This window comes from Caballeronia pedi (assembly GCF_001544915.2).
Lineage (GTDB): Bacteria > Pseudomonadota > Gammaproteobacteria > Burkholderiales > Burkholderiaceae > Caballeronia > Caballeronia pedi.
On sequence record NZ_FCOE02000006.1, the window covers coordinates 181755 to 207479 of the forward strand.

The 25725-nt window shown below is 64.5% G+C and carries 24 protein-coding genes; 7 read left to right on the top strand and 17 right to left on the bottom strand.

The window, feature by feature from the left end; all coding sequences use genetic code 11:
- Positions 1-27: 27 nt before the first annotated feature.
- Together AWB80_RS11830 and AWB80_RS11835 are read right to left on the bottom strand one after the other, a co-directional pair.
- Complete coding sequence (locus tag AWB80_RS11830) at positions 28-768, bottom strand: anti-sigma factor family protein (RefSeq protein WP_061174838.1); 741 nt, start codon at positions 766-768, stop codon at positions 28-30.
- The gene (locus AWB80_RS11835; protein WP_061174839.1) at positions 758-1429 is read right to left on the bottom strand and encodes an RNA polymerase sigma factor; all 672 of its coding nucleotides are present in this window, start codon (positions 1427-1429) and stop codon (positions 758-760) included. The genes AWB80_RS11830 and AWB80_RS11835 overlap by 11 nt, the downstream gene beginning before the upstream one ends.
- Positions 1430-1735: 306 nt before the next feature.
- On the opposite strand from AWB80_RS11835, the gene AWB80_RS11840 reads away from it, so the two are divergent.
- Together AWB80_RS11840 and AWB80_RS11845 are read left to right on the top strand one after the other, a co-directional pair.
- Positions 1736-2725 (top strand): metallophosphoesterase family protein, encoded by a 990-nt coding sequence (locus AWB80_RS11840; protein ID WP_061174840.1) that lies wholly within the window; start codon positions 1736-1738, stop codon positions 2723-2725.
- On the top strand, positions 2722-3132 hold the full coding sequence (locus AWB80_RS11845) for a cupredoxin domain-containing protein (protein WP_061174841.1): 411 nt from the start codon (positions 2722-2724) through the stop codon (positions 3130-3132). The genes AWB80_RS11840 and AWB80_RS11845 overlap by 4 nt, the downstream gene beginning before the upstream one ends.
- A 25-nt stretch (positions 3133-3157) precedes the next feature.
- Here AWB80_RS11845 and AWB80_RS11850 read toward each other — a convergent pair whose 3' ends face one another.
- The 4 genes from AWB80_RS11850 to AWB80_RS43205 all read right to left on the bottom strand — a co-directional run bounded on the left by AWB80_RS11850 (position 3158) and on the right by AWB80_RS43205 (position 5651).
- Positions 3158-4252: a 4-hydroxyphenylpyruvate dioxygenase family protein gene (locus AWB80_RS11850; protein WP_061174842.1), complete on the bottom strand. Its 1095-nt coding sequence runs from the start codon at positions 4250-4252 to the stop codon at positions 3158-3160.
- A gap of 189 nt (positions 4253-4441) precedes the next feature.
- Positions 4442-4690, bottom strand: coding sequence for a hypothetical protein (locus AWB80_RS11855; RefSeq protein ID WP_061174843.1), 249 nt, complete (start codon positions 4688-4690; stop codon positions 4442-4444).
- Between the two features lie 37 nt (positions 4691-4727).
- On the bottom strand, positions 4728-5231 hold the full coding sequence (locus AWB80_RS11860) for a lecithin retinol acyltransferase family protein (protein WP_061174844.1): 504 nt from the start codon (positions 5229-5231) through the stop codon (positions 4728-4730).
- 57 nt (positions 5232-5288) lie between these two features.
- On the bottom strand, positions 5289-5651 hold the full coding sequence (locus tag AWB80_RS43205) for a hypothetical protein (RefSeq protein ID WP_143328015.1): 363 nt from the start codon (positions 5649-5651) through the stop codon (positions 5289-5291).
- A 55-nt stretch (positions 5652-5706) separates the two neighbouring features.
- Here AWB80_RS43205 and AWB80_RS11865 point away from each other — a divergent pair, with 55 nt between their 5' ends.
- Both AWB80_RS11865 and AWB80_RS11870 read left to right on the top strand, forming a co-directional pair.
- Positions 5707-6033, top strand: coding sequence for a hypothetical protein (locus AWB80_RS11865; protein ID WP_061174845.1), 327 nt, complete (start codon positions 5707-5709; stop codon positions 6031-6033).
- Positions 6034-6138: 105 nt separating this feature from the next.
- On the top strand, positions 6139-6909 hold the full coding sequence (locus AWB80_RS11870) for a PP2C family protein-serine/threonine phosphatase (protein WP_061174846.1): 771 nt from the start codon (positions 6139-6141) through the stop codon (positions 6907-6909).
- A gap of 10 nt (positions 6910-6919) precedes the next feature.
- On the opposite strand, the gene AWB80_RS45300 is transcribed toward AWB80_RS11870, so the two are convergent.
- The 10 genes from AWB80_RS45300 to AWB80_RS11920 all read right to left on the bottom strand — a co-directional run bounded on the left by AWB80_RS45300 (position 6920) and on the right by AWB80_RS11920 (position 19756).
- Positions 6920-7060: a BrnA antitoxin family protein gene (locus tag AWB80_RS45300; RefSeq protein WP_087131211.1), complete on the bottom strand. Its 141-nt coding sequence runs from the start codon at positions 7058-7060 to the stop codon at positions 6920-6922.
- A gap of 24 nt (positions 7061-7084) precedes the next feature.
- Complete coding sequence (locus tag AWB80_RS11880) at positions 7085-8398, bottom strand: sigma-54 interaction domain-containing protein (RefSeq protein WP_061174847.1); 1314 nt, start codon at positions 8396-8398, stop codon at positions 7085-7087.
- Entirely contained in the window at positions 8395-11454 is a 3060-nt protein-coding gene (locus tag AWB80_RS11885) for a peptidase domain-containing ABC transporter (RefSeq protein WP_061174848.1), read from the bottom strand. Before AWB80_RS11885 ends, AWB80_RS11880 begins: the two co-directional genes overlap by 4 nt.
- Before the next feature lie 23 nt (positions 11455-11477).
- Positions 11478-12230 carry a peptidylprolyl isomerase gene (locus AWB80_RS11890; RefSeq protein WP_061174849.1) on the bottom strand — a complete coding sequence of 251 codons (753 nt, stop codon included), beginning with the start codon at positions 12228-12230 and terminating at the stop codon, positions 11478-11480.
- A gap of 73 nt (positions 12231-12303) precedes the next feature.
- A complete protein-coding gene (locus AWB80_RS11895; RefSeq protein ID WP_061174850.1) occupies positions 12304-13677 on the bottom strand; it encodes a beta-barrel domain-containing protein in 1374 nt (457 codons plus the stop codon).
- Entirely contained in the window at positions 13655-16183 is a 2529-nt protein-coding gene (locus AWB80_RS11900) for an FHA domain-containing protein (protein WP_061174972.1), read from the bottom strand. Before AWB80_RS11900 ends, AWB80_RS11895 begins: the two co-directional genes overlap by 23 nt.
- 228 nt (positions 16184-16411) lie before the next feature.
- Positions 16412-17860: an efflux transporter outer membrane subunit gene (locus AWB80_RS11905; RefSeq protein ID WP_061174851.1), complete on the bottom strand. Its 1449-nt coding sequence runs from the start codon at positions 17858-17860 to the stop codon at positions 16412-16414.
- A gap of 311 nt (positions 17861-18171) precedes the next feature.
- Positions 18172-18471, bottom strand: coding sequence for a hypothetical protein (locus AWB80_RS11910; RefSeq protein WP_061174852.1), 300 nt, complete (start codon positions 18469-18471; stop codon positions 18172-18174).
- A 340-nt stretch (positions 18472-18811) separates the two neighbouring features.
- On the bottom strand, positions 18812-19270 hold the full coding sequence (locus tag AWB80_RS11915; protein WP_061174853.1) for a DUF4399 domain-containing protein: 459 nt from the start codon (positions 19268-19270) through the stop codon (positions 18812-18814).
- Positions 19271-19318: 48 nt separating this feature from the next.
- Entirely contained in the window at positions 19319-19756 is a 438-nt protein-coding gene (locus AWB80_RS11920) for a DUF4399 domain-containing protein (RefSeq protein WP_061174854.1), read from the bottom strand.
- A gap of 343 nt (positions 19757-20099) precedes the next feature.
- Between AWB80_RS11920 and AWB80_RS11925 the strand changes: the two genes are divergently transcribed.
- On the top strand, positions 20100-22034 hold the full coding sequence (locus tag AWB80_RS11925; protein WP_208635638.1) for an SUMF1/EgtB/PvdO family nonheme iron enzyme: 1935 nt from the start codon (positions 20100-20102) through the stop codon (positions 22032-22034).
- Between the two features lie 4 nt (positions 22035-22038).
- On the opposite strand, the gene AWB80_RS11930 is transcribed toward AWB80_RS11925, so the two are convergent.
- Positions 22039-23910, bottom strand: a complete 1872-nt coding sequence (locus AWB80_RS11930; RefSeq protein ID WP_087131229.1) for a DUF3857 domain-containing transglutaminase family protein — start codon at positions 23908-23910, stop codon at positions 22039-22041.
- Between the two features lie 207 nt (positions 23911-24117).
- Between AWB80_RS11930 and AWB80_RS11935 the strand changes: the two genes are divergently transcribed.
- Both AWB80_RS11935 and AWB80_RS11940 read left to right on the top strand, forming a co-directional pair.
- Entirely contained in the window at positions 24118-25272 is a 1155-nt protein-coding gene (locus AWB80_RS11935) for an HPP family protein (RefSeq protein WP_061174856.1), read from the top strand.
- A 25-nt stretch (positions 25273-25297) separates the two neighbouring features.
- The gene (locus tag AWB80_RS11940) at positions 25298-25708 is read left to right on the top strand and encodes a MarR family winged helix-turn-helix transcriptional regulator (RefSeq protein ID WP_061174857.1); all 411 of its coding nucleotides are present in this window, start codon (positions 25298-25300) and stop codon (positions 25706-25708) included.
- The last annotated feature ends 17 nt before the right edge of the window (positions 25709-25725 follow it).

Genomic DNA, 25725 nt, shown 5'->3' on the forward strand with positions numbered 1-25725 from the left:
CTTGCGCACTCCATGCATGAAAAGCGTTTATCGCGGCGCGCCCGTTTCGATCGCATGGGCGAACTGCCGCAGCACCGCGCCGGATGCATCGGTGACGGCCCAGAACGTCATGCCGTCGTGATTCCAGCGCGCGAGCGCGTAGCCATCGTCGGATTGCGTGATGACCGGCGAGAACTCCTTGTCGTTCGTGTCGCTCTTCACTTCACCCTTGCGCTCGGGGAATACATACACGTCGATCGGATGCTTCAGATAGCGATACACGACGACCGCGACCGGCCGATGATCGATGTAGTCCAGCCTCCCGCCGACGAGCGCGAAGCCGGGTCCCGCCGGATCGATCACCGGCGGCGCATAGTCGATGCGGCCGTTGAACCACGGCTTGACCGTGTGTTTGTCGCTCGACAGCACGTCGATGGGACGGTCCGACATCAACGCGCGCACATGGCTCGACACGACCTCCTGCGCGATCGGCGAACCGCCCGATACGCCTGTGACGAGCGGCACGGCCTGGAACCACAGCATCGTGCCGAGCACGAGCGCCGAGAGCGTCGCGCCCGCGAATGCGCCGCCGAAGAACGGCCAGGGCGCGGCGAACGGATTGTTCCAGCCACGCTTCGCGCGGCGCACGGGTTCCCGTTCGCGCGCTTGCGCATCGGCCTCGGCGCGCACGCGCGCCAGCACCTGCGAGCGCAGATGAACCGGCGCGCGCTGGTACAGCGAACCATCGGTGAGCCTCGTGTCGAGCGAGGCGGTGTCGTTATTTTCCATTTCCCGACTCCTCTGAATGACCCGGTCCCGCGCGGCGCACAAGGCGCACGCTCGGCCTGTCCTGCCCGTTTTGCGCCGCGCGCACCGCCCCCGCCAGCATCTTGCGGCCGCGCGCGAGCCGCGACATCACCGTGCCGATCGGCACGCCGGTCACGGACGCCACTTCCTTGTAACTCATGTCTTCCAGCTCGCGCAGCACCAGCACCTCGCGAAAGGCAAGCGGCAGCGTCTCCAGCGCGCGATGCACCAGATGCACTTCGTCGCGGCGCACGGCAAGCGTCTCCGGATCGGCCCCGCCTTCCTCCGACCAGCCCGGCAAGGCTTCGTCGCCGCCCAGTTCCTCGTCGTAGGGCGTCGCGTCCGCCAGTTGCACGCGCCGCCGCCATTCCGTGAACCACGTGTTGCGCACGATCGCGAGCAGCCAGGCCCGCGCGTTCGCCTCCTCGCCGCCCTCGAATCCGCCGAAGAAACGGAAGGCGCGCAGATAGGCTTCCTGCACGACATCGTCGGCGTCGTTCGCGCTGCCCGACAGCCAGCGCGCAAGGTTGTAGGCGGCGTCCAGATGCGGCATCACCGTCGCCTCGAAACGCGCGTGCGCCGCCTCGGCGTCCGCTTTGCCGCGGCGCCCGGACTTGTCTTCTTTCGACCTGCTCTGCCACATCGCGCGGGTCTCCTCTCGCCAACCACGTTCGGAAAACATCGTTCCGGCGCTCACCGATGCCGCTTTTGCGCGCCTTCCCCTCCGTTACTCCCCACGCACCCGGTTTATTCCCGTTTGCGATGGCGGCTCGAAAAAATATAGCGGGAATATCACGCCCCTCTCGCCGGTTCGATGGACGGATGCCACAGCGGTCTCGCCCGACGAGGGGAGCCGCGGGCCTCGCGCTCATGCACCGAGCCGCCATGAGCGCGACTCTACCGATTCCAACGACAAGAACCGCGGCCGACATCATCACAAGGAACCGCCATGAAACCCGACCCGACCGCCCTGCCGCCCGGGCAGACCCGCGACGAACTCGACGAACACGGCAAACGCCGCCGCACCGCCCTGTCCTGCATGGCCTGGGCCGGCGCGGGCGTGATCTGGACCGTGAGCGGCGGCGTGCCGGTCTCGCGCCTGATCTCGTCCGCCGAGGCCGCGGAAAACACCAGCTCGTTCAGCTTCGTGCAGATCAGCGACAGCCATATCGGCTTCAACAAGGACCCGAACACCGAACCGACGAGCACGCTCGAAGAAGCCGTCAACCGCGTGAGCGCGATGAGCAAGCGCCCCGCCTTCATGATCCACACGGGCGATATCACGCATCTGTCGAAGCCCGCGCAGTTCGATACGGCGACGCAGATCATCGGCCGCGCAGGCATGGACGTGCATTACGTGCCGGGCGAGCACGACGTGCTGGTCGAGGACGGCAATCCGTTCTTCGAGCGCTTCTCCGGGCAATACGGCAAGGACAGCACGCGCCACTGGTACAGCTTCGATCAGGGCGGCGTGCATTTCATCGGGCTGACCAACGTGATCGACCTGAAGGGCGGTGGCCTCGGCTTTCTCGGCGATGCGCAACTCGCCTGGCTCAAGGCCGACCTGCAGGGCAAATCGAGCAGCACGCCGATCGTCGTGTTCGCGCACATCCCGCTGTGGGCGCTGTATCCGCAGTGGGGCTGGGGCACCGACGACAGCGCGCAGGCGCTCGCACTGCTCAAGCGCTTCGGCTCGGTGACGGTATTGAACGGCCACGTCCATCAGGTGGCGCAGAAAGTGGAGGGAGAGATGCGTTTTTATTCGGCGATGTCCACCGCGTTTCCGCAGCCCGCGCCGGGCGCGCCATCCGGCCCCGGGCCGATGAAGGTGCCGGCGGAGCAACTGCGCACGATGCTCGGACTGCGCGAAGTCACGCATATCGCGGGGCGCTCGCAACTGGCCATCACCGACACGGCGCTCGCCGCCGCGCAATCATGAACGCCGCCATGATCGCGAGCTATGTCTCGCCCGCCAATCTCCGCCCGCTCGCCGGCAGGTTCCTGCGCAAGGCCGCGTTCGCGCTGATCGTCAAAGGCGTCGTGAGCGCGATTCCGACGGCCTGCGCGCAAGAGCCCGTGCAACAGGTCGCGATGGCGAACGCGCCGACCGTTTCCATCGACAACTTCGCGTTCAGCCAGCCGACGCTCACTGTGCCGGTCGGCACGAAGGTGACATGGGTGAATCACGACGACATGCTGCACACCGTTGCCGATGAGGCAAAGACCTTCAAGTCCGATCCGCTCGACAGCGGCGAGAGCTTCTCGCATGTGTTCGACAAGCCGGGCACGTACAAGTATTTCTGCTCGCTGCATCCGCACATGACGGGGACGGTCGTCGTCCAGTAAGTGGAGAGGCGCGCGGGCTTGCTTCTTACCCGCGCGCCTTCGCGATCGCCGCGAGATTGCCTTCCCCGAAGCCGTGATGCCCGCGCCGCTCGACGATCTCGAAGAACATGTCGCCGGGCTTGCGCTCGACGAAGGTCTGCAGGAAAAGCTGCGGCGTGCCGTCGGGAAGAATCTCGCCATCGACGAGAATGCCGCGCGTGCGCAGTCTTTCGATATCGAGACCGTGGCCGGGCAGCCGTTCGTCGATCTCGTCGTAATAGCGCGGCGGCGGTTGCAGGAAGCGCACGCCGCGCGCGAGCAATGCATCGACGGAGGCGAAGATATCCGCCGATGCCAGCGCGATATGCTGCACGCCCTCGCCTTCGTGATCGGGCAGATACTGCTGCATCAGGTCCGTGCGATAGGTCCCCTCCTCATACACCGGAATGCGGATCGAGCCGCACGGCGACAGCGTGACCGCCGAATCCTGCGACACGTGCCAGTCCGGATGCACCTGATGAATCTCCGAAAAGTGCAGCACTTCGCGGTAAAAATCGAGCCATTCCTGGATGCGGCCCGGGCCGACTGTCTGCGTGAAGTGATCCACTTCGAGCAGGCCCGTGCCTGCCGGGGCCGCAGTGGCGCCTGCGATCGGCCGAAAATCGATGTCGTAGATGGAGGTCTCGCCGCTGTCCTTGCCCGGCCAGTGATCGACGAAATAGATATGTGAATCGCCGATGCCCTGAATCGCCGGAATCGCAAGCTCGTTCGGACCGATCTTCTCCCCCTCGAAATCCCACGCGCCGTATTCGAGCGCGCGCTCATGGGCGATCTGCGCATCGAGCACGCGAATGCCGATCGCCGCGATACCGACGCCATGCGACTCGGCGAAGCGCGATGCGAACGAGTCGGGCTCTGCGTTCAGCAGAAAATTGATGCTGCCCTGACGAAACAGCGTCACCGCCTTGCTGACGTGCTGCGCGACGGGCACAAAGCCGAGCGTCTCGAACAGCGCGGCGAGCCCTTCAGGATCGGGACTGGAAAACTCGACGAACTCCAGCCCCGCGATGCCGAGCGGATTGTCGCCGAGGGTCGAATCGGGCGTCGCGCGGGCGGAGGAAGAGGAGTCGGGCTGGGTCATCGGCAATACCTCGAAAATGTACGATCTGGTTCACGGACGCAAAACTACCACGACCTGCCGCATCCGTGCGACCCGGCGACTTCGTCGAAGACCGGATTGAATGCGCCTAGAGTAGCGGCAGCGGGATTGCCGTGTCAAAGCCGGGGCAGCCCGACGCGCCCCGGTCCATCGTACACATTCGGCATGCGCTCAGGCGGCGAGCCGTTGCGCGCTCATCGACGGGCGCCGGACCTGCGGCGGAAACACGTTCCAGGTGCCGTCGTCGTGGCGGAAAAAGATGATCGCGAGCGGGCCGCCCGGATGCTGCGCCTCGATGCAGACATAGCGCGCGCCGGTCATCTGCGAGCGGCACAGGCGCACGACGCGTGCCGGATGCGCGGGTGTCGGGGCGAGCCATTTGTCGACGGCCCAGTGCAGCGAGTTTTCGGCGGTTTGCATGATGGTCTCCTCGGAATCGATCGGCAAGACAGGCGGTTCAGGCTGCGAGCGCCGCGTTCATGCGGCGGCGGCGTTCGGCCGCGACATAGGCGCGAAACAGGCCCGACACCGCGCGCAACGCGGCGCTCGGGTGGACGAAGCACGCTTGCACCTGACGGCTGCGGGCGCGGCCGTCGAGGCACCACGTGACGAAGTGTTCGCAGTTGTTGGTCAGCAGGTGATACTTGTCTTCGCCGAGGCGGCTGCGCGCGCGGCGCACCGCTTCCATGCCGACGAACTTCGCGGCCGGGTTCTGATGGATCGTGACTTCGTGGCCAGCGGCGAACTGTTCGACGGTGACTTCCTCGACCGGACCGCGATGCAGCGACTTGGCGAAGCCGGCGTAGTGGATGACCATGCCGTTGCCCGCGTAGATGCCGTGGTGTTCGTAGCCCGAGCGGCGCGTAACGAGTTCGGTGCCGAGCGCCGGTTCGTCGTCGAGCGAGAAGCCGCTCACGGCGGCTTGCTGGTCGATCAGTCCGGATTGTTGGTTGGTGGTCATGGCTGGCTCCGATTCTTTTTCGGCTTGGCGTCAGGTGTTTGTTTGACGCCGGGTTGTCTAGCCATTTGCATCTTCCTTGCCAGCTTTCTTAAATAATTGATTTTTAACGATTAATGCCATTTCGAGAGCGATTCTTGATGACTTTGTGTTTTTGTTGAACCAACAGTTTTCGGCAATGTTTGTTGGGTTCGTTGCGCCAGATTCCGAGTCGCCGGAACGACGGCGCGCCACGCGTGAAAAGGCGTCCGACCGCGTTTCTTTGATGTGTTGGCTGGTTGCCGCCGCGCCGACATCGTGTGTCGGCTGGAATCCAACTGATGCGGCCGCGTGGTCGCCGCTGCGGATATCGATGAATCTGGCCGGAACCCCGCGCGATCGGCCAGCCAGCGGAAAGTGGCGGCATGCGATGCGGGTCGGCATGAGCCTTGCATTAAGTCCGTGCGTCCTGCCTGCTGGCCATCACGGAGAAACCGACATGTGCGCCCTCACCGTCACCGATCTTCACTACGACCGCGAGCTGGATCACGCGGCGATGTCGGCTATCAACGGCGGAGGTGGCGCGCCATGGGTCTACGGCTGGATCACGCCGTATGTCGATCGTCCGTCGGGCGGCGCGAGCGGCGGCGCTGTGGTGAATCTCATCGATGTCACGAACAACATCTATGAGGTCACCAACAACGTCACCAACATCACGGTCGGCCAGATGATCAACCAGTTCCAGAACGTCGCGGTCAGCAACACCGGCAACGGTGCGACGCTCACGGTCAATCCGAACTCGGTGGCGGGAAACCGCGCGGGCTGAGCGGTGCACATCAAGATTCGTTTCGCGCGCGGGTTGGGTCACAATGGGCGGGCCCGTCCGCAACAGCCGCCCGACGCCGCGCCACCCAGAATTCCGGAGGTTGCCATGACCTTCAGCACCGAGTTTCGATGGACCTCCGCCGCCCGCACCGACACCGGCTGCGTGCGGCAGATCAACGAAGACGCGCTGCTCGATGCCCCCGAGCGCGGCCTGTGGGCCGTCGCGGACGGCATGGGCGGCCATGCGGTCGGCGACCTGGCGAGCCGGATGGTCATCGAGAGCCTCGCGAAGGTGTCACCCGCGGGCGATCTGGCGGGCGTCATCGCCGATGCCCGCACGCGGCTGCTCGATGTGAACGAACGGCTACGCGTGGAGGCGGCGCGGCGTCAGGTATCGCGTATCGGCAGCACGGTGGTGCTGCTCGCGGCGCGCGACGGCGCGTGTGGTTACGTGTGGGCCGGCGACAGCCGTATTTATCTGCTCCGGCAGGGACGGCTGATGCAGCTCACGCGCGATCACAGTCATGTCGAGGAACTGAAGGCGCGCGGGCAACTGACGGCCGAGGAAGCGCTGCATCATCCGGCGCAGCATCTGATCACGCGCGCGGTCGGGGCGCTCGACATTCTCGAACTCGACGAGAACACGCTCACCCTGAACGATGGCGATACGTTTCTGCTATGCAGCGATGGGTTGTCCAATGAGGTGAGCGAAGCGGAGATGGCGAACGAACTCGCGCCCGGTAATTGCGAGTCGGCGGCGCAGAAGTTGTTGGAGATCGCGCTGGCGCGGGGCGGGCGCGACAACATTTCGGTGGTTGTCGCGCATGCGGAGGATTTGATGGCGTCGGATAAGACGCAGGTTAATCCGTCGATTTGAGTAGCGACGGTCAGGAATGACGCCGTTGCTGAGTCTGCATGTAGGCGCGCAGAAGCCGATTGATACGCGTCTGATATCCCTTTCCTTGCTGACGAAACCATTCGAGCACGTCGGCATCCAACCGCATCGTCACGGCCTGCTTGGGCGGCACAACATGCGTTCGACGGCCAGGCCGCTACCCCTCCGCCTCCCGATTCTTCTGCGCCGCCGCCCGAAACTCCTTCGAATGCAGCCCATGCTTCTTCAGAAGCATCTGCAGATGCGACCGGTTCATCTCATACCGCCGCGCGAGCTCCGCGACCGTCCCGCCGGTTTCCTGCAAGCCGCGCTCGAGGAACGCGCGCTCGGCCTCATCGCTTGCGACGCGTTTCGCTTCCGCCAGCGAACTGGCCGTCGCGATGCCGTTGCCGCTCACCGCCGGGCCGCCCATAGCCAGCGAGAGCGATGACTTCGGGCGAATATCCACGGGCAGATGGTCGATGTCCGCCATATCGCCCGCCAGACAGGCGAGCCGGTACACCACGTTTCTCAACTCGCGGATATTTCCCGGATAGTCATAGTTGCGTAGAAAATCGCGCAGCCTCGGCGACAGCTTCACCGGCCTGCGCTTCAACGTCGCCGCCGCTTCATCGCCGAAATAGGCGAGCAACAGCGAAATCTCGTCGCGCCGTTCGCGCAACGCCGGCAGCGTCAGATGAATCACGCTCAGCCGATAAAACAGATCCTCGCGAAAACGCCCTTCTTCGCAGAACTTGCGCAAGTTGCGATTCGTCGCCGCGACGATGCGCGTATCCACCCCGATCGGCTCATCCGAACCCACGCGCTGAATCTCGTGCGCTTCGAGCACGCGCAACAATTTCACCTGTCCCGACAAAGGCAACTCGCCGATTTCATCGAGAAAGATCGTGCCCGTATGCGCGCTTTCGAATTTGCCCTTGCGATCGTTGGTCGCCCCCGTGAACGCGCCCTTGCGATGCCCGAATAATTCGGACTCCAGCAGATTATCCGGAATCGCGCCACAGTTCACCGAGATATACGGCTTGTCCGCGCGCGAACCGTTCGCGTGAATGACCTTCGCCATCAGTTCCTTGCCGGTGCCGCTTTCGCCGTCGATCAACACGGGCAAATCCGTCGGCGCGGCTTTTTCCGCGATTTCCAGCGCTTCGAGCAGCTTCGGGTTATCGCCGAAGGTGCCCTCGAACACGAAGCTGCGCTCGATCAGCGCCTGCCGCCGCGCGCCGGCCGGCAGATCGCGCTTCGGCTCCGCGGCCGCCGCCTGCACGAAACGCTCCTTGTGCGATAACTGCATGACTTCGTCGCGCAAGGTGCTCGCCTGCCGCAAGAGCTTTTCGATCTCGGGCCGTTCGAGGCGCGAGGTCCATCTGAGCGTCGAGCGCAGAATCTCGATCTTCTCGATGAGTCCCGCATACGAAATCGCCGATGTCGCTGGCGCGCTTGCATCGCTTTCCGGTTGATCGAGTATTTTCATGCTGCGCTCAGTTGCTTTTGCACGAGTTGGTAGTACATGCCCTTTCTCGCGACGAGTTCGTCGTGCTTGCCCTGCTCGACGATGCCGCCTTCGTACAGCACGAGAATCTTGTCGGCGCGCATGATCGTCGACAGCCGGTGCGCGATGATCACCGCCGTGCGTCCCTTCAATATCTCCTGCATGTTGCCGAGAATATTGCTTTCCGATTGCGTATCGAGCGCGGAGGTCGCTTCATCGAACACGAGCAGACGCGGGTCGTGATAGAGCGCGCGCGCGATGCATAGCCGCTGAATCTGTCCACCCGAAAGACCCACGCCGCGCTCGCCCACCACTTGCTCGTAACCGAGCGGCATCTTCGCGATGAACGCATGCGCATCGGCCATTTTCGCCACTTCCTCGATGCGCCTTCTGTCAGGCGCTTCATCGCCGCTCGCGATGTTCTCTGCGATCGTGCCCGAGAACAGCAGATTGCTCTGCATCACATAGCCGATCTGCGCGCGAAAGAAACCCTTGTCGACGACGTTGATATCGTAGCCATCGACCGTCATCTTGCCTTCGCTCGGCGCGTAGAAGCCGACGAGCAATTTAGCGAGCGTCGTCTTGCCCGAACCGCTGCGTCCGACGATCGCGATCAGCTCGCCTGGCCTGATATCGAAGCTGATGTTCTCCAGCACATAAGGCGCATCGCCTTCGCCATAGCGGAAGTACACGCCGTTGAAGCTGATATCGCCTTGCAGGTCGGGCAGCATCACGCGCTGCTGCATGTCTTCGGGCTTCTGTTCCGGCTCGATATCGAGCACGTCGCCGAGCCGCTCCATCGCGACGCCCGCGTCGTTCAGCAGGCTCCACAAGTTGATGAGCCCCATCAGCGGCGCGAGCACGCTGCCCATGTACGCGTTGAATGCGATCAGTTGCCCGATGGTGAGTTCGCGCGCGAGCACGAGATTCGCGCCGACCCACAACACGCCGATGGTCGTCGCCGCATTCAGCACCTGGCTGCACAGGCCCACCGCGATATTGAAGCGCTGCGACTTGTATTGCACTTCAAGCGACTTCGCGTACTTCTTCTCCCACTTCAGGCGCACCGGCCGTTCGATGCCCATGCCCTTTACCGTCTCCACGCCGCCTAGCGCTTCCATCAGATAGGAGCGCGCATCCGTGCCCGCCGAGAACGTTTCGCGCGCGTTCTGCTTGATGCGCGGCGTCGCGACGACGGTGAGCACCATCATCGGAATCACGAACGCGATCAGCAGCAACGTGAGCTTCACGTTGTAGAGGAACATGATCGTGAAGTAGATGAAGATCATCAGCAGGTTCAGCACGGTCGATACCGTCGATTCCGTGAGGAACGCGCGGATCGTGTGATTCTCCTGAAAGCGTGCGAACACATCGCCGGTCTTGCGCTTCGCGAAGAAGCCGAACGGCAGCGAGAACGTGTGCCTGAAGAATTGCGACATCATCGCGAAGTCCATATTGCGGACCATGAAGTTCGCGAGGTAAGCGCGTATCGTCGTCATCAGTTGCGTGAACGCACTCGCGATCACGAGCCCGAAGATCAGCACGTGCAGGAGATTCACGTTCTGATGCACGATCACGCCATCGAGAATGTTCTGGATGATGAGCGGCGGTATCACGCCCAGCACCTGAATGACGAAGGTCGCGAGAAAGAGATGCAGCAGGATCTTCTTGTACGGCTTCAGATAGCCGACGAAACGCAGCCATGGCGAACGCGACACTTCCTTCTGCGCGAGGTCCTGTCCCGGCGTGAAGAGCAGACACGTGCCGCTCCAGCCGCGCTCGAACTCGCCGACCGTCATCTTCCGAAAGCCGATGGCCGGGTCCGCGACCCACACGTTGTCGCTCGACACGCCATAGATGATGATGTAGTGATATCCCTCCCAATGCGCGATGAACGGCATCTCGAAGCCGCGCAGCGATTCGAACGTACACTGCACGCCGCGCGTCGTGAAGCCGAGCGATTCACCCGCGCGCGCAAGCGAATCGAGCGTCGCGCCGGACGTCGTCACGTTGGCGAGTTCGCGCAGCTTGCCCAGTGTCATGTTGATGCCGTAGTGACGGCAGATCATTGCGAGACACGCGGCGCCGCAGTCCATCTCCTCGGCCTGCTCGACCCACGCGAAACGCTTAATGACGCGTTCGCCCAGTTCGGGCTTCGTGTGCAGATCGAGCATCGCGGGCAGCTTGCGGCGCTCGGCGAGCTTCTTTTGCCGCTGCAATTCGCGCTCGCTGAAGCGGATGCGCTCTTCCAGCACTTCGCGCAGCTTCACGTTGCGCTCGATGATGAAATGCACCGTCTTCTCGGGAATCACGAGCAGGCGCGTATCGGCGCTCGCGATCGCGGATGCCATCTGCTCCTGACGCATCACGCACGCTTTCTCGCCGAAAATCTCGCCAGGGCCGAGCGTCGCGATCACATGTTGCACGCCGCTCTCTTCGCGCACGATCCGCACTTCGCCCTGACGCACGACATAGAGCCGCCGGTCGTCGCGCGAATCCTGCTTGAGAATCTCCTTGCCTTCGGCCACGCGCTTCACGCCGACGCTGCGCACGCATTCCTCCAGCTCGGCCTTGTCGAGCTTGCCGCGCAGATCGAACAGCTTCGCGACGAAGCCGCCCGCCGAGTTGATCGCGACATAGCTCGTGATGAACGCGAGCGCGGCCGGATTCTTCGCAATGACGGGCTCGATCACGACACGCGGAATATGCAGCAGCTCGGTCTTGCCGGAGGAACGCACCGACGACTCATGGCGGTATTCGCGCAGCATCGCGATATCCGCGAAAGTCTCGCGCTCCTTCTTCACCCCCATGCTGATTTCCTTGCCGTGCTCCTCGGTGAAGATGCGCACGGACCCGGCCTTCACGATATAGAGCCCGTCGGCCGCATCGCCCGCGTTGCAGACGGTCTCGCCGAAGCCGAAGCGGCGCGACACCGCGTGCGCCGCCAGATGCTCGATCTCCTCGCGCGTGAAGGGCGAGAGAATCTCGACCGACGAGAGGAACTCGGCGGGCGAATCAAGGCTCGATGGAGCGTCCATGTTCTATCGCGATTCCGTTCGGGTCAGCGGGCTTCGATGACATGTTCCTGCGCGCGCGTCATCATCCATTCCTCGCGCAGCAGGCGGCGGATTTCCGCGGACACGTCTTCGTCGAGCTTGGCGGGATACTTGGCCGTCACCGCGAAGATTTCATACGAGGCGCCGTCCGCCGACACGAACGGTCCGAGCAGATCGCCCACTTCCGCGTTGAAGACTTTCGCCTCGACCTCCGGCTTCATCTGACCGCGCATCACGCGGCCGATCACGCCGCCTTCGTCGCGCGTATCGGCAAGCGAATGCTCGCGCGCCATCTCGGCGAAGCTGTCGGGATCGTCGTTGAGATACGAGATCATTTCCTTCGCGCTGCCTTCGGTATCGAGCAGGATGTGACTGACCTCGATGCTGTCGAACTTCGGCGAATTGAGCTGAAAATACTCTTCGACCTCGCGCGGCGTGCCGACCTTGTCGAGCATCTTCTCGTGATAGAGCGTATCGGTGATGAACACCTCGAACTCGTCGAGGCTCACGTGCAGCGCATCGAGATAGTTGTTCATGTCCGCCGCGCGATGCAGCCCGCGAATGCGGCGGAACTGATCGGCGCGATTCTGGATGTCATCGTCGCTCACGACGATGCCCGACTTCTTCGCCGCGCGCACGGTCAGCTTGTCGCGCACGAGTTGCTCGATGAGACCGTCGAACTGACCGTTCAACTTCAACAACCTGATGAATTCGCCGACGTCGACCACTTCGTCGTCGATACGCACAATCGCCGTCATATCGTTCTCCGTTCGGTTCTCTGTTGAATTGCGCATCTTGTCCGCGTTGCGGCGTTCGTGTAACCCCCCATTCCTATCCCGCCACGTTGCGGAATGGATCGAGCCCGAGGTCGATCAGGCGCCGCTCGCGCACCACGATTTCAGCGGTCGCCGTCATGCCGTAGCGCAGCGGATACTTCGTGTCCGCAACCTGGTACGAATCGCGATCGAGCGTCACGCGTCCTTCATAAACCGGCTGCTTCGTGCCGGGGCTCGGCTTGGTGGCCGGCGAGATGAACGCGAGCGTGCCCTCGATCACGCCGTAGCGCTGATAAGGAAACGCGTTGAACTTGAGCTTGACGCGCTGCCCTTCGCGCAGAAACGCGCGGTCGTGCTCGGCGATCTCGATCTTCAGCACCGGCTTCGCATTGGCGGGCGCGATGCCGCCGAGCGGCGTGTTCGCCTGAATCTTGTCGCCAGGCTGCGTCGAGGTCACATCGGTGATCACGCCCGAAACCGGCGCGAGAATCAGCAGAAAATTATCCTTGTCGATGTTCTCGAACTTGATGCGCGCAGCCGCATCCGCGACCAGACGCGCCGTCTGTAGTTGCAGACGCAACTTGTCTTCGGTGCTGGCGACTTCGCGCATCGCGGCTTCGTATTGCAGGCGCAGACTGGTCGCTTCCTGGCCGCTCGTTTCGAGTTGGCGCTTGGCCTGCGTGAAATCGTGGCTCAGGCGAAAGTCCAGTTCCGCGAGGCGCGACTGCTCGACCCGATACGCGCCGTCCGCTTCGAGATACGCGTTGCGCTTCGCATCGACCTGTGTTTCCGCCACGCCGCCGCCGCCCGGCAATGCGAGCAGACGCTGAAAGCGGTCGTACTCGACCTTGGCGGCGTCGCGCGCGCGGCGCGCGTTTTCCAGCGTGCTGCGCGCTTCCTGCAACTGCGCCTTCTGACCTTCGGCGAGCTTGCTCGTGCCTTCCGCGACGCGCTGCTGATGCTGATGCTCTTCCACGTCCATCTGATCCTTGAGCGCGGCGATGCGGCGCTCCATCAGCAGTTTCTTTTCGGGGAACTGCTTCCACTCGCGTTCGGCGTCATCGAGCTTCAGTTGCGCTTCGAGCGCGTTCGTCGCCGCCTCGATCGCGCCGCGCGCATTCAGGCGCGCCACGACATCGTCCTTGCGCACGGGCTGCCCTTCGGCGATATAGAGGTCCGCGAGTTCGCCATCGATCGGCGCATAGAAACGGCGCACTTCCGATTCGGGCGCGAGCGTGCCCTGCGCGCTGACCATCACGTCCGCATGGCCGACGAACGACCACACGAGCGCGGACGCGACGAGCGCCACCATCGCGAAGACGAGGCCTTGCGTAAGTCTGGCCGGCTCGGCGGTCAGAATGGCGATGCCTTCGGCGCCGTGCTCGCCGAGCGCCTCCGACAACGGCTTAAGGTGTGCGTCTCTCTTCACTGCTCGTGCCTCCGCCGATCAGACTCAGCTTGGTATTGAGAAGTCCTGGTTCGAGCACCATGCGCAGGTCCTGCAGCGAACGCCGCTGCAAGTCCGCTTCGGTGTCGATCTCGTTGGCGAGCGCGGTCCATTTCGCCGTTGCGCTGTCTGCCTTCACTTGCCGGAAGATGCGCATGCCGCGCGTGGCCGCATCCTGCGCGTCGGACAGCAAGCGCGCCTGCGTCCTGAATACATCCGACACGCCCGATTCGAGCCGCTGCGACCCACCGATGCCGCCATTCGTCCGATACTGCTGCCAGGCCGTCTGCGCCTGCGTCATCAGTGTTTGCGCGCGGCTGGTGGCCTTGTCTTTCAGCGCCGCGACTTCGGGCGCGACCGCCTTCGCGTAGAACGTGTCGGCGTCGAGATCGAGGGTTTCGTAGAACGACAGCAGCGCGTCCTCATAATTCTTCGCGCCGCGCGCCTTCTGTACATCGGCGAACTGGGCGGCCACGGCCTTCTTGTGCGCGAGTTCCTTTTGCACCGTGGGCGACCACGACCCTTGCGGCAGCTTCTGCAGGCCATCGATCGCCTGCGCGCTCTGGCCGCGGTTCCACGCATCGGCGACGCTCGTGTATTGCGCGAGCACATCGGCGGGCGGCAACTGGCTCGCGCTCATCTGTTTGAATTTTTCCTGGAACGGCGGCGTCGAAAAACTGGTCTTGCCCACCGAGCCCGCGAGCGGCGCGAGGCTTGCGCCATTGAGGCCGCGACGCAGGCCGGCATAGGCATCGAGATCGGCGCGCACGCGATCGAGACCGGCGAGGCGCGGATATTTATCGGCGTATTCCTTCAAGGTTGCGCCGATCGCATCGGGATCGTCCTGGCCGAGACTCTTGACGATGCTCGCATTGAGCCGGTCGATGGCGGCGAGATACACGGAGTCGTCGCTTTGCAGTTTGCGCAGATGGCTCAGCGCGAGCGCATACGGATCGCGGAACTCGGGCACGTATCCCGCGATGCGGTCCAGATCGCGCTGATGCCCGCCCGCGTCCGCTTCCCAGTGCTTCAGGATCGCACTGATACGCGACTCGTCGCCATACATGCGGATCGGCGCTTCGGCCCCGCCACGGCCCATCACGAAGGTTTCCAGCTTGCCGATCCATTCCAGTTCGTCGATCAGCGAATGCACGTCGGGGTTGTGCTCGGCGAGCGTTCGCATCTGCGCGATGATCGCGTCCGCGCCCGCGAAGTCGCCCTTCTTCAACGCGGCGAGCCAGCGCGGCACGTTCGATTTGAGCACGGCCTCGGTGTTCATCGACACGAACTGCGTGTCCTTCGGATGCGTCTTGAGATAGTCGTTGGTGACCGTGGCGGCCTCGCCGAATTCGCCGCTCGACATCAGCGACTTCGCCTCGCGCTCGGGCGTGCCCATATAGAAGAGCGCCGCGCCGCCCGCGACGAGCACGGCCAGCACGCACGCGAGCACGATGCGCGTGCGGCGCGCGGCATGCGGGTCGTCGCTGGCGAGCGCGCGCCGAACTTCCCCCACGAAGAGCGCGGACTTGCTGCGCTTCGCGGCGCGCGTGTCGGGGCGCTTTTCCTCGGCGGGCACGGGCTGCGCTTCTTCGTTGACTTCGTCCTCGCGCGCCGCAGCCTGATCGACGCAGAAGATATCGAGGAACGAATGCGCCGAGCCGACGAACGTGGTCTTGTCGCTGTCGAATTCGTCGTCGTCGTGAGTCGGTGCGACGGCTTGCGCCACCATTTCGGTGAGCGTCGATTCGCCTTCGTCGCCGTGCATCTGCACCTTGTAAGCGAAGTGCGTGCCGCCGAACGCGACGGTGTCGCCGTTCTTCAGCTCGACCGCCGACGCGCCGAGCCGCTCGCCGTTGACGAAGGTGCCGTTGGTGCTGCCGAGATCCTCGACGAACGGCGCGCCGCCCTTGATGAAGACGTGCGCGTGCCGCCGCGACACGTAATTGACCTGATGCGGATACTGCTCGCGATAGCGCGAAAAAGTCTCGTCGCTCTTGCTGACCAGAAACGGGAACTGCGCGAGTTCGACCGGATGCAAACCGAGATCGTCGCGCTGCGGCGTGAGCGTGAGGCCGACAGGCTTCGGCGCGTCGAGACGCCTTGTGCGGGGCGCGAACTGCACGCGGTACGAAAGCCGGCTGCCGAATGAAATGACGTCGCCGTTTCGCACGCGCGCGGGCGTGTCGCGCACGGGCGTGCCATTCACAGCGGTGCCGTTCTTGCTGCCGAGATCGGCGATATAGACGAGCCCATGCTCGATAAAGATGCGCGCATGGCGGCGCGAAAGCTGCGCCACGGCCTCGGCGGGGCTCGTGTCGAACGGCGCCTCGGTGCGGCCGATCGCGAAGAGATTTTCGTCGATGCGGATTTCCGTGAGCCGCTCGGCCAGCTCGCCGGGAAGCTCGGGATGCGGCGCGGGCTTGAGGATGACGTCGAACGCCTCGCTCACGCCCGGCTGCTGTATCGCCACGGAAACGCCTTGAGCCATGTCCATGTCACGAGGTACGTCCAGAGGAATGCCCGGCAACGTCGGGCGCATGGACAGGTTGGACCGCGCCGAAATCGATGTCATGTGCAACCGGCGGCTGTTGAGAGTTTAAGTCACGCATCGTCGTAGTCAATCGTGCAGCAACGGCTCGTCATGCAAATGGCGGGCGATTTAAAAACGATCGTTAGTTATTCATAACATTGCGTTCGACGCTATTCGTGAAACACTTCACTTCACTTCGTCCTTGCTCGCGCTTTGCACATCCACCGTCGGCCAGCCGCCGCCGAGCGCCTTGTACAGCGTCACGGTGTCCGACAGAATCTGCTGATGATTCGCGAGCAGCGCGAGTTGCGCGGCGAGCAGCGTGCGCTCGGTCTCGAATACCTGCAGTTGCGAGATCACGCCCTCTTTGAGTTGGGCATCGATCTGCGCGGCGACGATCGTCAACTGATCGACTTCCTGCTGCAACTCGACGCGCTGCTTCGTGTGCGAATCGAGATTGACGAGCGCGTTCTCCACTTCCTCGAATGCGTTCATCACCGTGCTGCGATATTGCTGTTCGGCGACTGTCGTTTGCGCTTCAGTCGTCTTCACGTGAGCGCGCACGGCCGGATCGAGAATCGGGATATTGATGCTCGGCACGAAGCTCAGCGTGAACATCTTCAGCAGGTCGGTCAGCTGAAAGCTCGCCGAGCCGGCGCGCCCGGTCAGGTTGATGGTCGGCAGCTGCGCGAGCTTCGCCTGGCCGACGAGATCATAGGCTTCGAGCACGCGATACTCCGCCGCGATCAGATCGGGGCGGCGCGCGAGCAGTTGCGACGGCAGGCCGCTCGGCACCGGCGGAACCTGCACGCGCTTTTGCAGCTTGCCGTCGGGCACCCTGAATTCGCCGGCGGGCACGCCGGTGAGGGTCGAGAGCGCATTGTTGGCGAGGTCGCGCGAGCGGCGCAATTCCAGCATTTCGCGCGTCAGCCGGTTCAGTTCGGCGCGCTGCGTGAGGACCTGCGTCTTCGGCACGAGACCGTTCTTCTGCATGCCCTCGAAGATCGTCAGAATCTGCTGGTTGGTCGCGATGGTCTGGTTTTGCTGCGCGATCTGATCATCGAACTGGAGTATCTGGAAGTACGTCGTCGACACCAGCGCGACGAGTTCCAGATAGCCCGCGCGCCAGTCGGCTTCGGTCGCGCGGAATTCGGCTTTCTGCGCCTGCACGCCCTTCTCGACCGAGCCCCAGATGTCGATGTCCCAACTCACCTGCGTCGCCAGGTTGTACTGTTTCGAGAACTGCTGGCCGGTCGTCTTCTCGAAGCTCGCGCCCGCGCCGAGATCCATCGACGGCAATGCGCCCGCGCGCGCCTCGCCGATCTGCGCGCCCGCCACCTGAATGCGCGCGGCCAGCACCTTGATATCGAAGTTGCCGTTGATGGCCTTCTCGACCAGCGAGTCGAGATACGGATCGTGGAACTGCTTCCACCAGTCCGGCTGAATGGTGTCGGACGCGGCGACCTTGGGTGCGTCGATTTTCGTGAAGGCGGTTTTTTCGGGTGTGTCCGGACGCTGATAGGTCGGCACTTTCACGTCGATGCAGCCCGACAGCAGCGCCGCGGCAATGAGCGCTGGCAGCACGGCCCCTTTTCGCTCGATGGTCACGCGCAACGATGACAACAAGGCTTGCACGATCTCGCTCCCGGTGAACGCGCACCGACGGTCAGGTTTTAGTGATGAGAAGCACGGCGCCCGTTCGGTTCTTCAAGTAAATCACACGGCGCGCCGGGACTCCATACGGGTTAAGTCACGTGGCGCGCGCGTGCTCTTCGACACGTCGCGCGCCCGTGAAGCGGTCCGGCTGAGGATGCGACCCTCGCCGAACCGCGACGCCCCGGAATGCGGGCGGTATTACAGCGGAGATCCCCGTACCCCGCTTTTACTGCTGACGGCATGGATGCTTTACTGCGTCGGCGCGCGTTTCATTCCGCGCGTTCGCCGCTTCATGCGAGATTGCCCGCCAGGCCGAAGTTGACGTTGGCGATGTTGCGCGCGTCCTGCTTCGGCGCGACCGTGGATTGCGACTTGAGCGCCTCGGCGAACGCGATGTTGCTGCCGTTCTGGTTGAACGTGGTCTGCGTCTGGTTGATGATCTGCTGCGGGTTGAACGGCATCGAGAGCGTCGCCCCGTCCATCGAGATGAAGCCGGGAAACAGCACGGCACTGCCTCCGTGCACGGCCGACATCGCACGGCGGTCGAGTTCGGTGGTGACGGGAAGGTCCTTGATGGTCAGCGTCTTCATTTCCGTGCTCCTTGGGTGCGCATCGCGCATTCGGTGGTGGCTTCGACAACTTGTCTGCTTGCAACCATTCAATGCATAGGCTGTGCCAACCGCTTCACGCACCTGCTGTTTTTCGTGTTCGCCCATACTGCATATGGCTTCCGGCGATTCCTGCGAGTGACTCTCGCTACGCGTCGTGATGTCGCTCGACCAACACTTCGGACTCCGACTGTCGGTTTCCGAACGACATCGACTCATGACGCGCAGACGAACGTTTCCCCCCGCGCTGTGCGCGCGGAATCGAAGTCGATGAAGGAAACCGGGAAAGGCGCCGCTCAGCCCGCTCCAGCAGCGCCCGAACTTACTTGACGTAAATCGTGATCTTCTTGGAATACACCGGCGGGTTATGCGGTATGTGCTTGTCGTCGCCCATCAGAAGCTGAATCGTGTGCTTGCCAGGCGGCAGTTCGAGCATGGTTTCGGTTTCGCCGGCGCCGTAGTGCAGGTGATTGCGATCCGATGGAATCTCCTGATCCATCGGCGGCAGGTCCACATCGATCAACAAATGATGATGCCCCGTGTTCGGAAACTTCACGCCGCGCGGCGCGACGCCCATGTAGCGCAGCCCGAACCAGACCTTGAACGGCTTGCCCGCCGGCACGGTCTGGCCATCGTTCGGATAGCCGATATAGGCGTAAGCATTGGCGGGCGCGGGCGTCGGCCCGGCGAACGCGCCAGGCGCGACGCACGCCGTCGCCAGCGCGGCGGCGACGAGCAGCGAACGCGAGAGCGCGAGCGCGTCAGCGGATCGATTCTTCATGTCGTATGCCCTCGGCAAATGCGCGGGTTTCGCGAGTCATTTCGCGGCTCATTTAACAGTGATCGTGATCTTCTTCGAATAGACCGGCGGATCGTGCGGAACGTGGTTGTAGTCGCCCAGCAGCAACTGCAGCGTGTGTTTGCCCGGCGGCAGTTCGAGCCGCGCATCGGTTTCGCCCGCGCCATAGTGCAGATGGTTGCGATCGGACGGAATCTCCTGATCGAGCGGCGGCAGATCCACATCGATCAGCAGATGGTGATGCCCCACGTTCGGCAGATCGACGCCCTTCGGACAGATGCCCATGTTGCGCAGGCCCATGCGCACCCAGAGCTTGCCGCCGGAGATCACGGCGCCGTCGGGCGGCCAGATGATGTACGCCTCGGCGTTCGGCGGCGCGGGCGTGCGCGCACGCGCGGCGGAGAACGACGAATCGGCGGCCAGTGCGGCCAGGGAAGCCAGCGCGCCAAGCACGGTTCTTCTCAGCATGTTATGCACGCCTCTCTCGTTGGAAGGGCTCGCGGATGGGCCAGCGTAATCGCGCCTCGAAACGCGCGAACGCTCGTGCCCGGAGCGGGATGTATCGCGTGATGCATCGTCTTCGGCTTTTAGATTAGGACGTAACGTTTAAAAAAGATACGTACACAGGAGGGTCGTTCGCCCCTCATGACGTACCCCTTCTTTCAGGGGATTCAGGCTGCGCGCGAGCGCGTGCTATCGTTGTTGGTGCGGATTCACGAGGGCGCGGACCTCGCCCGAAGCAAGCCTCGGCATACGAGCGAAAATGCGACGCTATGCCCTCCACTCAAAGCCGGACGGACAGGGTGTGAATATGTGGCGAACTCTACTCATCGCGGGCGTGTTCATGACGATCGGCGGAGTGCTCGCGCCAGCGAGCGCGGCGCCCTCTTCATCGGCCGCCCTTGCCTCGACGGCCGCGCAAGCGCCGAAACATCGCGCGCTCGTGATCGGCAATGCCGACTATGCCGATCATCCCCTTGCAAGCGCATCGCGCGACGCCGATGACATGAGCGCCGCGCTCGCCTCGCGCGGCTTCGACGTCACGCGCCGCACGAATCTCGATGAAGCCGCGATGCGGCAAACACTCGATGCGTTCACGGCGCGTTTGGGCCCGCACGATACGGCGCTCGTCTATTTCGCCGGTCACGGCCTGCAGGCGGGCGGCGACGCGCTGCTGGTGCCGCTCGACGCACGCGAACGCGAGCCCGTGACGCTCGTGCGCGACGCGCTCTCCGCGAACGAGATCCTCGAACGCATGACGCGCGCGCGGCCCGACGCGACGAACATCGTCGTGCTGGATATGTGCCTCACCGATCCGTTCGGGAAAACGAGCATGGGATCGTGGCCGCTGCCGCCGCGCACGCTCGTTGCGTATGCGGCCGCGCCGGGCGATGCCGCCACCGAAGGCGAGCGCAACGGGCGCTACACGGCGGCGCTTTTGCGCGCGCTGGACGCACGCTCGCCGCTCACGTCCGCGACGTTCGCCGCCGCCGCTTCCGATGTCGCGACTAGATCGCGCGGCGCGCAACGGCCGTGGCTCGCGTCGACGCTCGATACAGACTTTGCGATCGCCGATGCATCGACGCGCATGCGCGTCGCCGGGACGGACGCGAACGCCATCGATCCGGCCGAATCCGCCAACGCCATCCGCACGCGCGGCATCCTGCCGAAAGACAGCAACGAGCAGTACGAACTGACCTTCTGGGATTCGATCAAGGACAGCACCTTCCCGAGCGACTACGAGGCTTATCTGAAGTCCTATCCGAACGGCCGTTTCGCGGCGCTCGCCAAGGCGCGCATCGAGCGCCTGCGTGCGTCGGGGGCGGCGACCGCCAAGCCCGCGGCATCGGCGCCATCGGCACCGCCAGCGGCGACGGCCACGCCTGCCGCACCGACGCCGAAGCCGCCGCCAGCCACCGCCGCAGCACCGGAGAAGCCGCGCCCGAGCACACCGGCCGCGCCCGCCGCCGCCGCCCCCGCGGCACCGGCCGCAGCCGCGAAGCCCGCCGCGAAAACCGCGAGCGGCGGCGAACTGAAGGATTGCCCGTCGTGCCCCGTGCTGATTCCGCTTTCGCCCGGCAGCTTCACGATGGGCAGCAACAACGACGATCCCGCCGAGAAGCCGCCGCATCGCGTGTCGATCGGGCATCCGTTCGCCATCGGCAAATACGAGGTGACCGTCGAGCAATGGAACGCTTGTGCCGATGCGGGCGCCTGCACACGCATCGCGCCGGAAGGCGACACGGCCCCGCCCGCCAATGCGCCGATGCGCAACGTGAGCTGGGACGACGCGCAGGTCTATGTCAAATGGCTGAGCAAGGTGGGCGGCAAGGCGTATCGGCTGCCGACGGAAGCGGAATGGGAATACGCCGCGCGCGGCGGCACGCAGTCGACCTACTGGTGGGGCGACCAGATGAAAAAAGGCACGGCGGACTGCAAGGATTGCGGCGATCCGTACAAGCCCGAAGCGCCGACGCCGGTCGGGACGTTCGCAGCGAATCCGTACGGTCTCTACGACATGAACGGCAGTGTGTGGGAATGGGTCGCCGACTGCTGGCACAGCTCATACAAGAACGCGCCCGCCGATGGCCGCGCGTGGGACGATCCCTCGTGCTCCGTGCGCGTGATTCGCGGCGGCTCGTGGCGCGAAGGCGCGGCCTACATGCAATCGGCGACGCGCTTCAAATACAGTTCGAGCGTGCGGCAATCGCAGAACGGTTTCCGGGTCGCGCGCGATCTGGAGTGAGCCGCTATCGGCCAGCCGCCTTCACGATGATCTGCGCCTGCGTGTCGCGCTCGATCGTCCTGAGCGCGGCCGACGCCGCCCGAAAGTCGTCGGGCGTGCAGACCTGCTTGCCGAAGCGCGCATCCAGCGTGCGCGAAATCTGGATGACGTTCGTCGACGGATCGAACAGATAGCGCGCGCGATAGCGAAAGAACCCGCTCGTCAGGTCGACATCCTCGGGGACTTCGGCCACGCGCATCGCCCTGGGCAGCGTGATCTGCGACACCTCGTCGAACGCGCCGCCGATGCACAGGTACGGCTGCGTGCGCGTGCGCTCGGCGAGCCAGTTGCGCGTCTGCGTCGCGATGCCGCCCGACAGGCTCGTGAGCGCGGGCAGCGCGGTCGTGCCCGTCGGCCAGACGATGTCGTCGAGCGTGCCGCGCAAGGTGGTCGCGAACGGGCCGCCGGTCGCATCGACATCGCTCGTGGTCAGCGCGCCCGCGCCGCGCAGATTCGTGAAGCGCAGCCGGTCCGCCGCGATCTGGTCGCGCCGCTGCCCGTTCGCGGCCCGCAGCGTCATCCGCTCGATTTCCGCGCTCCAGCCCGCATCCTCGACCCAGTAGGCGAAATGCGCCTCGCCTTGCGGCGCGACCTCGATCTGCAGGCGCGCCGTACGCGCGAGCGGCTGCGTCGCGGGCGTGCGCGCGAGCGCGCCGCTCGTCACGAGCAGCGCGGGCCGGTCCATGTCCGCGAGCGGCAGAAAGCCGAACTCGACGCTCGCCGCCGTGCTGTCCGCGTACACGTTCAGATCCGGCAGCCACGTGATGACGTGATTGATCGCGCCCGCCCCGTAGCCCGGCACCGAAGGCAGCGTATAGACCGAGCCGAGGCCGATCAGCGCGGGCTCGTTGCGGATGCCGACGGCATCGAGCAGCGCGCCGTAGAGCGCGACGTGATCCTTGCAGTCGCCGTAGCGGTTCGCGAGCACGTCCGTCACGCGATGCGGCACCGCCGGACTCTGCCCGATGAACATCGCGACATAGCGGATCGTGTGGCGCACCCAGTCGTACAGCGTTCTGGCCTTCGCGCGATCGTCGGGGTCGTGTTGGGTGAGCGACTGCGCGAGCGCGCGAATCGCGGGATCGCTCGCGCCCGGATCGGCGGCGGCTTCGCGGTAACTTTTCGCGAAGCTCGCGTAATCGGCAAAGGTCGTGACCATCAGGCGATCGCCGTACTGCGCATAGCCGACCGAGCCGCCTTCGATGCGCGCGATCCGCTCGCGCCGGTACACGAACGCGTAACGCGTGCGCCCGTTCTCCGTCACGGGCGGCTCGGCGGCATAGCCGCGCGCGTCGGCATACAGCGGTTTGTCGGCCGGCAGATCGAACACGAGCCGCTGCTGCAATACCGGCCGCTGCCCCGGATCGACGAAATAGTTGAACTGTCCCGGAATCACCGCCGCCGCCTGGCTCTTGCGAAAACGCAACTGCACGGTCGATCCGACGCCCACCGCCGGGAAAATCACCGCGCGCAGTTTGGCGTCCTGAAAGGTCGGCGCGCCCGCCGAGCGCGGCTCCTGAATGTCGCGGATCTGGTCCGGCGAGACATCGTGGCGCACGCCGTTCGCATCGACGGTGAACGCCTCGACGATATCCACCTGCGACACGCTCTTGTCGTACCAGACGTAGCGCTGCGCGATTTCGTCGACGCCCGCGGCGGTGTTGGCGCGCAGCACGGTGATGTCGTCTTCGGTGAGCGAGCCGTCGGCCGCGACGACGAATTCGTGGACATCGCTGACGACAGTCGACGGATCGTCGTCCGAAGCCGCGACGGCGCACGACCACACGCACGCGCCGACGAGGACGCACGCCAGACGGGAAATGAAGCGACGAGCCATGTCGAGGTGTCCGCGCCGCGTGAATGAAAGGTCATCGTACAGGAGGACGCCGCCGCCGCGCACGGCCGTTCCGACGTGGCATGAGGAAGCACGCGACAATTTGTATCATATTGCGATATAATTTTGCGATTGACGCACGCTTGCGCCCGCGCCACCGATCCGGCCAGCCAGTGTGATCCTCCACAGACCCGACCGGAACGCTGAAAAGTGTCGCGTAACGCATTGCTTCGCTGGCTGCATGGTTTTCTTCCCGCTCCCGTCAACCTGCGCTGGGTCGAGCGGCTGCGCGCGGGTCTCGGCGCGCTGATCGGCATCGCGTTGACGGGCGGCGTCGCGCATCTGCTCATCGGCGATGCGGCGGCCATACCGTTCCTCATCGCGCCGATGGGCGCCTCCGCCGTGCTGCTGTTCGCCGTGCCCGCGAGCCCGCTGGCGCAGCCGTGGTCGATCATGGGCGGGAATATCGTGTCGGCGACGGTCGGCGTCACCTGCGCGATGTTCGTCCACGATCCCGTCGATGCCGCCGCGCTCGCCGCCTGCCTCGCGATCTGCGCGATGTTCGCGCTGCGCTGCGTGCATCCGCCGTCGGGCGCGGTCGCGCTGACGGCCGTGCTCGGCGGGCCGTCGATCCACGCGCTCGGCTACGGTTTCGTGCTCGCGCCGGTGGCGATCCAGTCGCTGGCGCTGCTTTCGTCGGCGGTCGTGTTTCACTCGCTGACGGGCCATCGCTATCCGCACGGCCACGCCGCGCCGAAGCCCGCCGCCGCGCCGCCCGACGCCGCATCGTTCACGCGCGCCGATCTCGAAGCGGTGCTCGCGCGCCGCAGCGAAATGCTCGACGTCGATCCCGACGATCTCGAAGCGCTGCTGCGCGAAACCCAATTGCAGGCCTACGCGCGCCGCTTCACCGAGTTCACCTGCGCGGACATCATGTCGCGCGCGGTCGTCTCGGTGACGCCGCAGACCAGCGCGCGGGCGGCGCTCGCGCTCCTCGACCGGCATCAGGTGAAGGCGCTGCCGGTGATCGACGCGACGCACCGCGTGTGCGGCATCGTCACGCGCGCGGACCTGGCGCCGGTGCGTCGCGGCGGCTTCGCCGATGGCGTGAAGCACGCGATCGAGCGGCTCATGCGCGGCCCGTCGGAGACGCCGCCGCTCGTCGCCGCACTGATGACGACCGACGTCTGCACCGTGAAGACGGACACGGCCATCGCCGAACTGGTGCCGATGTTCGCGCACTTCGGGCACCACCATATTCCGGTGATCGGCGCGCACGATCAGCTCGCGGGCATGATCACCGAGACCGATCTGATTTCGGGCCTCTATCGACAATCGTTCGCGGGCGAGCGCAAGAGCGCCTGATCCGCGTCGTCCATCACGACATCCGATGAACCACCCGCGCACGCTCAACAAGCCGGACTTCGAGCAACTGTCCGAATTCCGTTATCAGATGCGGCGCTTCGAGCGCTTCTCCGAGCGCGCCGCGCAGGACGAAGGCATCACGCCGCTGCAATACCTGCTCCTGCTGCACATCAAGGGCTATCCCGGCCGCGACTGGGCGACGGTCGGCGAGCTGGCCGAGCGGCTGCAATCGCATCATCACGGCGTCGTGGCGCTGGTCACGCGCTGCGAGGCGGCCGGGCTCGTGCGGCGCGCGCCGAGCGAAGACGATCGACGCCAGGTGCGGGTGCATGTCGAACCGCGCGGCGAAGACGTTCTCGAACGCCTCGCCGCGCTGCATCGCGCGGAACTGAAGTCGCTCGAAGGCGCGTTCCGCGTGCCGCAAATCGATCTTTGAATTCCAGGAGCACAGAG